This is a genomic window from Pseudomonas sp. GM74, assembly GCF_000282455.1.
Taxonomy (GTDB): domain Bacteria; phylum Pseudomonadota; class Gammaproteobacteria; order Pseudomonadales; family Pseudomonadaceae; genus Aquipseudomonas.
This window is the reverse complement of the sequence record NZ_AKJG01000179.1, coordinates 1-5,735: the sequence shown is the minus strand read 5'-3', so window position 1 is coordinate 5,735 and position 5,735 is coordinate 1. Positions and strand designations below refer to the sequence as shown.

Sequence of the window (5,735 nt, the reverse complement as noted above, 5' to 3'; positions counted from 1 at the left end):
ATCGCGGTACGTCAGGCAGGCCACGTCAGCTGGACTCACGACTGCCATGCAGCCGAACGCAGCCTCGCGGGCTCGGCAGCTGCTACAGATCGCATAACCGCTTAACTGATAGGCATTAGGCAAGCGCCTGTTCATTGGCGTAGAAGAACAGAGGATCGTCTTCAGTACCGTGGGCCAGCAGACTGTAAGGCGCGTGAGCGTGCAACCAATGCAGGCGCTCAAGCCCGGTCCAGCCTATCCAATGCGGCCTTCCTTGAAAGTCCTGCTGCCAGGTAGGATTAGTTACACCGGGTTAAAACAGTCATGACTGACAGTGCGTTTATCCCGCTGGCGTTTCTCCATAGAGTCACCTTTACCATGGTAAACAACGAGGCTCGATTGATGCAGACCCAACTGGACAAGTCCCTGAGTGTTTTTGCGCGGGCAGACCTGCTGCAAGGTCCCACCCCCATTCAGCGGGCTGCGCGACTCGAACAACTGCTGGGCCTGGACAAGCAGGGAATCGGCCTGTTTCTCAAACGCGACGACCATATGTTGATCGGCGGGGGCGGCAACAAGCTGCGCAAGCTTGAATTCCATATCGGCGCGGCGCTGCAAGCCGGGGTCGATACGATCATTACCGTGGGCGGGATCCAGTCCAACCATGCGCGCCTGACCGCCGCGGTGTGTGCCCGGCTGGGTATCGCCTGCGAGCTGTTCCTGACCCGGGCCGTGGCCAAAGCCGAGGTGGATTACGAACTCAACGGCAACGTGCTGCTTGACCAGTTGTTCGGCGCGCAGATGCAGGTGTTTGCCGGCGGTACCGACTCACTGGCCAAAGCCGAGGCCAGGGCCGCGCAGCTTCGGGATATCGGACGCAAGGTCATGGTGCTGCCGACGGGTGGTTCGACCCCCTTGGGCAGCCTCGGCTATGCCCGCTGCGCAGGAGAAATCGCCCGGCAAGAGGCGGAACTGGATCTGAGGTTCAATCAAGTGGTGGTCCCCAACGGCAGCGCCGGGACCCATGCCGGGCTGGCGGCGGGTTTCCAGTTGCTTGGACGGGGTACGTCGGTGGTCAAGTCGTTTTCGGTGTTGTCGGACCAGGACTCATCAGCGGCGAGAACCCTGCAATTGACCCGCGAGACACTGGTGCTCCTGGGCAGCAGTGCCGAGGTGCAAGCTGCCGGGATGGTGATTGATGGTAGCCAGCTGGGCGCCGGCTACGGCCTGCCAACCGCCGCCATGCAGGACGCGGTACGCCTGATGGCCCGTGCCGAAGGCCTGCTGGTCGACCCGGTGTATTGTGGCAAAGCCTTTGCGGGTTTGCTGGCCGACTTGCAGCAAGGGCGCTTCGCCCCCGGGGACAACGTGCTGTTCGTCATGACCGGCGGCACCCCCGGCCTGTATGCGTACCGGGAAACCTTTCAGGCCTGACGGTCAGTCATCCCGCGTCAGCACTTCCAGCAATTCAATTTCGAAGATCAGATTCGAATTCGGCGTGATCTTGCCCATGGTGCGTTCGCCATAGGCCAGGTGCGCCGGCACCAGCAACTTGCGCTTGCCACCGACCTGCATGCCCATGATGCCCAGGTCCCAACCCTTGATCACCCGCCCGGTGCCGATCACGCACTGGAAGGGTTTGCCACGGCTGTAGGAAGAATCGAATTCGGTGCCGTCCTCCAGCCAGCCACGGTACTGGGTGGTGATCAGCGCGCCTTTTACGGCGGCCTTTCCATCACCTGGTTGAAGATCGATTACCTGAAGCTCGTCATTCATTGAATTCACTCGTATGCTCTCTCGCCCTCAAGGGCCTGATGGGCGCCGTTTTCCCAGATTTGCCCTCGATTGGCAACCATTGCCGCCTCCCGCGCGGCGTTCAAAGCGGTTTGCTGAACTAAAATAATCAACTATCACCCCTACGGTTCACAGCCCTGATGGCCATCCCCGAATGATCCTGCTCTGGACCAGCGTCATCCTTGGTTCAACGACGCTCAGCCTGATCGTCGTGCTGGTCTGGCGCGAACGTTCGCTGCAAAAGCAACTGGCCGAATATCGCAGCATCGTCACCAGTCTGTCCGAAGGCCAGAGCATCCATCAGGACGGCGACGCCGAGCGCTTCAAACGCAGCCAGTACTTTGCCCGCATCGGCACCTGGGACTGGGATGTCGACACCGACCGCTTGTACTGGTCAGATGCGATTTTCGGCATGTTCGGCTTCAAGATCGGCGAAGTGACGCCCTCCTACGCGCTGTTCTGCTCCTGTGTGCATCCGGACGACCGGCTCAGGGTGCGGGCCGGTGAACTGCGTTGCCTGGAAACCGGCGAAAACCATGACGAGGAATACCGCGTGGTCTGGCCCGACGGAACGATCCGCTGGCTGCGGGAAACCGGTAACGTGGTCAAGAACGACCACGACAAAACGATAAAGATGATGGGCGTGGTACGCGACATCACCGAAGAAAAGGCCTCGGCCAACTACCTCAAGCACCTGGCCCATTACGACCCTTTGACCGGCCTGCCCAATCGCCTGGTGCTCGAAGAGCGCCTGTCCGAAGCGCTGGCGCAGGCGCGCATCAGTGCCACGCGGGTGGCGCTGGTGTTTGTCGATCTCAATGGCTTCAAGGCCATCAACGACCATTATGGTCATGCGGCCGGCGACCGGGTGCTGGTCACGACCGCCACACGACTCAAGCGCATTCTGCGCGGCACCGACACCGTCGCCCGGATCGGCGGCGACGAATTCGTGGTCATCCTTCAGGACCTGCCCCAGGGCAAAAACCTGCAAGACGAAGCGCGCAGCATCTGCCAGAAAATCTTCGTCGAACTCTCCCCGCCCGTCACCATCGGCAACGACCAGCGCCACATCGGCACCAGCCTCGGCGTCGCCGTATTCCCCGATCATGCGCCGAGCATCGACCGCTTGCTGCACATTGCCGACCTGGCGATGTATGAGGCCAAGCGCAGCGGCAACAATCAGTATCGGCTGGGCACCGAGAGCGTGGTGCGGGCGCACAGCGAATAGCGCTTCGTCGACGGGTGCCCGGGTGCGTTACATGACTGTTATCATAATAATCATTCAAACTGTACCGGCACCCTTGAATTGCACCCGGACAGGCTGCTCGAAAACCCATCGGAGTTCGCCATGCACATTGCCATTCTGACCTTTGACGGCTTCAACGAACTGGACTCGCTGATCGCATACGGCATGCTCAGCCGGGTTTCCCTGCTCGGGGACAAGGATTGGCGCGTGACCATCGCGTCACCGACGCCGCAGGTCACTTCGATGAATGGTTTGACCGTCGATGCGCACATCGATCTCGTCGAGGCCTGTCAGGCGGATGCAGTGCTGGTGGGCAGTGGCCGCAAGACCCGGGAAGTGGCTGCCACACCCGGGATCATGGAGCAACTGCAATTCGATCCCGCACGTCAACTGCTGGCAGCCCAGTGCTCCGGCACCTTCCTGCTGGCCAGACTCGGTCTGCTCGGCGATGCCCCGGCCTGCACCGATGCAATCAGCAAGCCCTGGGTGGTGGAAGCCGGGGTCAATGTCGTCAACCAGGCCTTCTACGCCAACGGCAACATTGCCACTGCGGGTGGCTGCCTGGCGTCGCCGTACCTCGCGGCGTGGATCCTGGCCCGGTTGAAAGGCCGCGAAACAGCCCGGGAAGTGCTGAACAATTTCGCCCCGGTGGGCGAGAAGGATGAGTATGTGGCCCGGGGGATGGCGCATATCGAGGCGTTTATCTGACACCCAGGTCACTGTAAAGATCCAAACGGCAACCCACGGTAGATCTTCGGCGAGCCCAGCCTTTATCCTTGACGCCCCCGCTGTGTCGAGTTCTGGAGTTTCGCCCATGCCCCATGAAGGCAACCTGCTACAAGCCGCTGTCGTATTTCTGATGGCGGCCGTGCTCATCGTTCCCTTGGCCAAGCGCCTGCAACTGGGGGCGGTTCTGGGCTATCTGTTTGCCGGAGTGATCATCGGCCCGTCGGTGCTGGGCCTGATCGACAATCCGCAAAGCGTCGCGAACATTTCCGAACTCGGCGTGGTGTTGCTGCTGTTCATCATCGGCCTGGAACTGTCGCCGCGACGCTTGTGGGTGATGCGCAAATCAGTGTTCGGCGTGGGCCTGGCGCAAGTGTTGCTCACTGGCACGGTGATTGGCGTGGTGGCGCTGTGGCTGTTTGGCCAGCCGTTGAACACCGCCATCGTCCTCGGCCTGGGCCTGGCGCTGTCGTCCACGGCATTCGGCCTGCAAAGCCTGGCTGAACGCAAGGAACTGACCAGTCCCCACGGGCGACTGGCGTTCGCGATCCTGTTGTTTCAGGACATCGCCGCGATCCCCTTGATCGCCATGGTGCCCTTGCTTGCCGGTGGCGATCACAGCACAACCGCCAGCGAAAACCTGAACCACGGCCTGCAAGTGCTGGCCAGCATCGCCGTGGTGGTGATCGGCGGGCGTTATCTGCTGCGGCCCGTGTTTCGCGTGGTGACCAAGACCGCGCTGCCAGAAGTCTCCACCGCCACGGCGTTGCTGGTGGTGATCGGCACGGCATGGCTGATGGAGCTGGTCGGGATTTCCATGGCCCTGGGCGCCTTCCTCGCCGGCCTGCTGCTGGCGGATTCCGAATATCGCCATGAACTGGAAGCCCAGATCGAACCGTTCAAGGGCCTGTTGCTGGGGCTGTTTTTCATCAGCGTCGGCATGGGCGCGAACCTGAGCCTGTTGCTGAGCATGCCGGTGGCGGTGCTGGGCCTGACCCTGCTGCTGATCGCGATCAAACTGCCGCTGCTGTTCCTGGTCGGTCGCCTGGCCGGGGGCTTGAAAAAGGTCAGTGCGATCCGCCTGGGAATCGTGTTGGCGGCGGGTGGTGAATTTGCCTTCGTGGTGTTCAAGATTGGCCGCGACCACGGGTTGTTCGCCACCGAACTGTATGACTTGCTGGTGCTGACCATCACCCTGTCCATGGCCGTGACGCCGCTGTTGCTGCTGCTTTGCGCACGCCTGGTCAGCCCGAAGGTGCAACCGGTGGAAGTGCCGGAGAAGTTCCGCGAAATCGACGCCGACGCGCCAAGGGTGGTGATCGCCGGCATGGGGCGCATGGGTCAGATCGTTGCGCGGATTCTGCGCGCACAGAACATCAAGTTCGTGGCCCTCGACACCTCGGTGGAAACCATCGAACTGTCCCGCAGCTTCGGTGGCGTACCGGTGTTCTACGGCGACCCGATGCGCCCGGAAATCCTCAATGCGGCCAAGGTCGGGGAAGCCGAGTATTTCGTGATCGCCACCGACGACCCGGACACCAACATCAAGACCGCCGAACTGGTGCGCAAGCTCTACCCGCACATGAAAATCATCGCCCGTGCCCGTAACCGCCAGCACGTGCATCGACTGATGGACGTCGGCGCCCACGCCGTGCGCGAAACCTTCCATTCGAGCCTGGAAATGAGCCGGCAAACCCTGATCGGCCTGGGATTGACCCAGGCCCAGGCGGATGCGCGGATCAAGCGTTTCAAGCAGCACGACGAAGAGGTGCTTGAAGCCCAGCACGCGGTGTACGACGACGCCGTGAAAGTGATGCAGACGGCGCAGGAAGCGCGGGTCGAACTGGGCAGGTTGTTCGAGTCGGATCAACTGCAGGAGCAAGCGGGCAAGAATTGAGGTGACTATTCGGGCCCCATCGTCGGAACGCCGCCCGGGGCAAGCCCGCTCCCACAGGGTAAATCGGTCGCCCGCAATCCCTGTGGGAGCGGG

The 5,735-nt window shown here is 61.7% G+C and carries 6 protein-coding genes; 4 read left to right on the top strand and 2 right to left on the bottom strand.

Going from position 1 to position 5,735, the window contains the following annotated elements:
- Positions 1 to 115: 115 nt before the first annotated feature.
- Entirely contained in the window at positions 116 to 214 is a 99-nt protein-coding gene (locus tag PMI34_RS28540) for an MEKHLA domain-containing protein (RefSeq protein ID WP_443216139.1), read from the bottom strand.
- A gap of 167 nt (positions 215 to 381) precedes the next feature.
- Here PMI34_RS28540 and PMI34_RS00020 point away from each other — a divergent pair, with 167 nt between their 5' ends.
- The gene (locus PMI34_RS00020; protein WP_008054324.1) at positions 382 to 1,413 is read left to right on the top strand and encodes a D-cysteine desulfhydrase family protein; all 1,032 of its coding nucleotides are present in this window, start codon (positions 382 to 384) and stop codon (positions 1,411 to 1,413) included.
- A 3-nt stretch (positions 1,414 to 1,416) separates the two neighbouring features.
- Here the strand turns inward: PMI34_RS00020 and PMI34_RS00025 are convergent, their stop codons facing one another.
- Positions 1,417 to 1,755 (bottom strand): FKBP-type peptidyl-prolyl cis-trans isomerase, encoded by a 339-nt coding sequence (locus PMI34_RS00025; RefSeq protein ID WP_008054323.1) that lies wholly within the window; start codon positions 1,753 to 1,755, stop codon positions 1,417 to 1,419.
- A gap of 172 nt (positions 1,756 to 1,927) precedes the next feature.
- Between PMI34_RS00025 and PMI34_RS00030 the strand changes: the two genes are divergently transcribed.
- The 3 genes from PMI34_RS00030 (at position 1,928) to PMI34_RS00040 (ending at position 5,642) form a co-directional block, all read left to right on the top strand.
- Positions 1,928 to 3,001 (top strand): sensor domain-containing diguanylate cyclase, encoded by a 1,074-nt coding sequence (locus tag PMI34_RS00030; protein WP_008054322.1) that lies wholly within the window; start codon positions 1,928 to 1,930, stop codon positions 2,999 to 3,001.
- Between the two features lie 120 nt (positions 3,002 to 3,121).
- Positions 3,122 to 3,727 (top strand): DJ-1/PfpI family protein, encoded by a 606-nt coding sequence (locus PMI34_RS00035; protein ID WP_008054321.1) that lies wholly within the window; start codon positions 3,122 to 3,124, stop codon positions 3,725 to 3,727.
- Positions 3,728 to 3,833: 106 nt separating this feature from the next.
- Positions 3,834 to 5,642, top strand: a complete 1,809-nt coding sequence (locus tag PMI34_RS00040) for a monovalent cation:proton antiporter-2 (CPA2) family protein (RefSeq protein ID WP_008054320.1) — start codon at positions 3,834 to 3,836, stop codon at positions 5,640 to 5,642.
- Positions 5,643 to 5,735: the final 93 nt, after the last annotated feature.

Coding starts and splice junctions, on each gene's coding strand:
- PMI34_RS00020 (WP_008054324.1), top strand. CDS start 382: ATGCAGACCCAACTGGACAAGTCCCTGAGTGTTTTTGCGCGGGCAGAC.
- PMI34_RS00025 (WP_008054323.1), bottom strand. CDS start 1,755: ATGAATGACGAGCTTCAGGTAATCGATCTTCAACCAGGTGATGGAAAG.
- PMI34_RS00030 (WP_008054322.1), top strand. CDS start 1,928: ATGATCCTGCTCTGGACCAGCGTCATCCTTGGTTCAACGACGCTCAGC.
- PMI34_RS00035 (WP_008054321.1), top strand. CDS start 3,122: ATGCACATTGCCATTCTGACCTTTGACGGCTTCAACGAACTGGACTCG.
- PMI34_RS00040 (WP_008054320.1), top strand. CDS start 3,834: ATGCCCCATGAAGGCAACCTGCTACAAGCCGCTGTCGTATTTCTGATG.